Here is a 3,178-nt window from a genome sequence, read left to right as displayed (position 1 = left end):
CGTCCCGCAGCCGCCCCCGCCCAGCTATGCGCCCGCGCCCCCCGCCTACGCACCGCCCCAGCCGCCGCCGGCGCCGCCGGTGACCTCGGGGGGACCCGTCCTGGTCGTCGACACGACCGTAGCGGCCGCGGAAAGCGCGGGCGAAAACGGGAGGGCGGCGGTCGCCGCGCGGCTAGGTCGGCCTTCGACGACGGTCCCGCAAGGGACGTTGATCCCGGCCGTTCTCGAGACCGCGCTCGACTCGACCCGGCCGGGGCATGTCCGCGCGATCGTCTCCCGTGACGTCCGGGGGTTCGACGGCAGCCAGGTTCTGATCCCGCGCGGCACCCGGGTGTTCGGCGACTATCAGGCCGACATGTCCGCGGGTCAGAACCGGGCTCTGGTGCAATGGACCCGGCTTGTGCGGCCCGACGGCGTCACCATCGCCATCGCCTCGCCCGCCGCCGACATGGAGGGCCGCGCCGGCATCGAGGGGCGGGTCGACAGCCATTCCCTTGAGCGGTTCGGCGGCGCCCTGCTCCGGACGATCCTCAACGTCGGCGGCAATCTGGTCGGTCAGAGGATTGGCGGCGACGGATCCGTGATTATCCTGCCGGGGGGCTCCCCCGGCGCCGAGGCGCTGACGGCCGAAACAGGTCCGCGCCCCACGCTGCGGGTGGCCGCGGGCGCCCGGGTGACGGTGTTCGTCGCGCGCGATCTGGAATTCCCGCCCAGCGAGGCCGGCCGGTGAAGGACGAACCACCCGAGGGTCAGGTCTATCTTCGCAGCTATCTGGCGCCCTTCGCCGAAATCCTCGGGCGAGCGGAGGTGACGGACATCTACGTCAACCGGCCCGGAGAGCTCTGGGCGGAAACCCTCGGCGGGGCGATCGAACGTCACCAGGTTGCGGGTCTCGACCGCAACGTCCTCGCCCGGCTCGCCGGCCAGATCGCCGCCTTCACCCACCAGGGCGTCAATCGCGAGCACCCGATCCTGTCCGCGACCCTGCCGGGCGGCGAACGGGTGCAGGTCATCGTCCCGCCGGCGACGCGCGGCGATCTGGCCCTGGCCATCCGCAAACATGTGTCGTCGGATCTCGACCTGTCCGACTACGTCGCGGCCGGCGCCTTCGAGGGCGTCCATTGCGGCGGCGCGCGGGCTCAGGGCGAGGTCGACACGCGTCTCCGGGGGCTTCTGGAGGCCGGTGATCTCGCAGGTCTGCTGTCCACGGCCGTTAAAGGCCGTCGCAACATCCTTGTCTCGGGCGGGACGTCCACGGGAAAGACCACCTTCCTCAATGCGTTGATCCGCGAGATTCCGCCGAATGAGCGGCTGATCTTCATGGAAGACACCCCCGAGCTGCACATGCGGCACCGCAACGCGATTGGCCTGCTCGCCGCCCGTAGCGTGCTCGGCGAGGCGGCCGTGACTGCGGAGGATCTGTTGAACGCCTCGCTGCGGATGCGCCCGGACAGGATCATCCTCGGCGAGCTGCGAGGACCGGAGGCCTATACCTTCCTACGTGCTGTCAACACCGGGCACCCTGGATCGATGACGACCGTGCACGCAGACAGCCCCCAACGCGCCGTCGAACAGATCGCCTTGCTGGTCCTGCAGGGCGGCACGCGCCTCCAGCGGGACGATGTGCTTCACTATGTGCGCTCGACGATAGATGTGTTCGTTCAGCTGACCCGCGTGGCGGGGCGAAGGAGGGTTTCGGAGATCAGGCTGAGAGACGCGCCATGAGTAACGATCCCCTCACGGAAGCCAGCGTGCCGCGAGGAGGGGGTACTTTGTGCAACGGTGCTCCATGTCAAATCGTACCTCGGATAATGAGCGCACTTAGGCGCAGCAGAATCGAGTGCCCCCGCAAGGTTCACGGACCCAACCTCTCCTGGGCCCGATCCTGGTGAGCCCGCCGACTGTGTCTTGGCGTTGGCTTCTGCGCAGCCGCATCAACTGAACAAGTGCCTGCTCGGCTATCCGTGCGGCTAGGACGTCGTCGGCAGAACTCGGGCTATCTCAGGAACAGTTGCGTGCCCTCTTTTCCAGCAGCCGGGCAACAGTGTTTGAGTGGGAAACCGGGGCGACCTCCAGTGTCAACGGCAGTTGCCGTTTGGCTTGCGCGATCGGCCAGGCGAGACCACGTACCAGACCCCCGCCACCACCGCCATTTCCTCCTTGCGAGTGGAGGCATGAGAGAAAACGAGCAAGCCGGTTCTTGCACGCCCGACGAAGAATGGCGGCTACAACATGCCCGAACTAAGCGCCTCAGAGCACTCCGCCGAAAAACATACCGGTCATCCCCTCGTGCGCTGTCTCGGCCCTTCCAGCATTAATCGGCTCAAGGTCCTGGCATTCAGTCCCCTCATGAAGGCCATTTGCACCCACCCGCTCAAGGGTTGGCCAATCCTTGGAGGAAGGAGACGAGAGATTTCGGATCTTCAATGTGCCCCAAGTATATATGGGCCAAAGCTCGCCCATCTGAAGAGATTACCATCCTACCATGTAAATCATGGCTAAGCGAGATGGGCCGATCTGGCCGAATATCAAACAACTTGTTCTGAAAACCCCTTACCAGGAGATTTTTTCCATCATACTCTATAGCTGGCGTTCTCGTTAATGCTCTAAAAAAGGTCGGAAGCTTCCACACGAGTACAACGCAGATCACCGCCGCACAGGCATATAGGACAATAACCCCAAGCGGGCTCTCAAAGAATCTTAAGTAGGTAGAGGGAAATGGCGACCATAAGGCAAATATCATCAATACCAAGAACCCGATATAGTTTGGCACTATAGCAGCAGCTCTATAGTAGAATTTTTGGGCAGCCATCATCTGCAGTACTGCCCTCTTAATCTCTCGTATCCGTTAGCAAATCCCTCACCAATTTCTTCTCCGCCAACGGCGCCAACGACGGCACCTGCGAATCCCAAGGCAATCGCCCCAGGTCCTGTCTCGACACCGAAGAGCGCACCGAGTGTAGCCCCGCCCCGGGCGCCCGCCCATGCCCCAAGGAGGGGTGCCGTGACATTGACAAAAACGACATCACTGCTTTGTCCCCGAGCTGCGCCTTCGCTCGCAGTTGCCAGAGAGGTCGCGGAGGTGAGCGCCACGTCCAACGGCAGGAACGCATTGGCTGCAGCACGTCCGCCCCCAGCTTCCGCAATCATTCCCATAAATCCATGGGCATCGCCCCCA

2 protein-coding genes are annotated in these 3,178 nt (G+C 63.9%); both read left to right on the top strand.

What is annotated here, in order from left to right; all coding sequences use genetic code 11:
- The coding region (locus tag RDU12_RS11645) for a TrbI/VirB10 family protein (RefSeq protein ID WP_308684722.1) at positions 1–730 on the top strand (730 nt) is incomplete at its 5' end.
- Positions 727–1,725, top strand: a complete 999-nt coding sequence (gene virB11, locus RDU12_RS11640) for a P-type DNA transfer ATPase VirB11 (protein ID WP_300289378.1) — start codon at positions 727–729, stop codon at positions 1,723–1,725. The genes RDU12_RS11645 and virB11, both read left to right, overlap by 4 nt.
- The last annotated feature ends 1,453 nt before the right edge of the window (positions 1,726–3,178 follow it).

Source organism: Brevundimonas sp. (assembly GCF_031082345.1).
In the GTDB taxonomy this organism is placed as follows: domain Bacteria; phylum Pseudomonadota; class Alphaproteobacteria; order Caulobacterales; family Caulobacteraceae; genus Brevundimonas.
The sequence above is the reverse complement of the archived record's forward strand: the minus strand, read 5'-3'. Positions and strand labels throughout refer to the sequence as shown.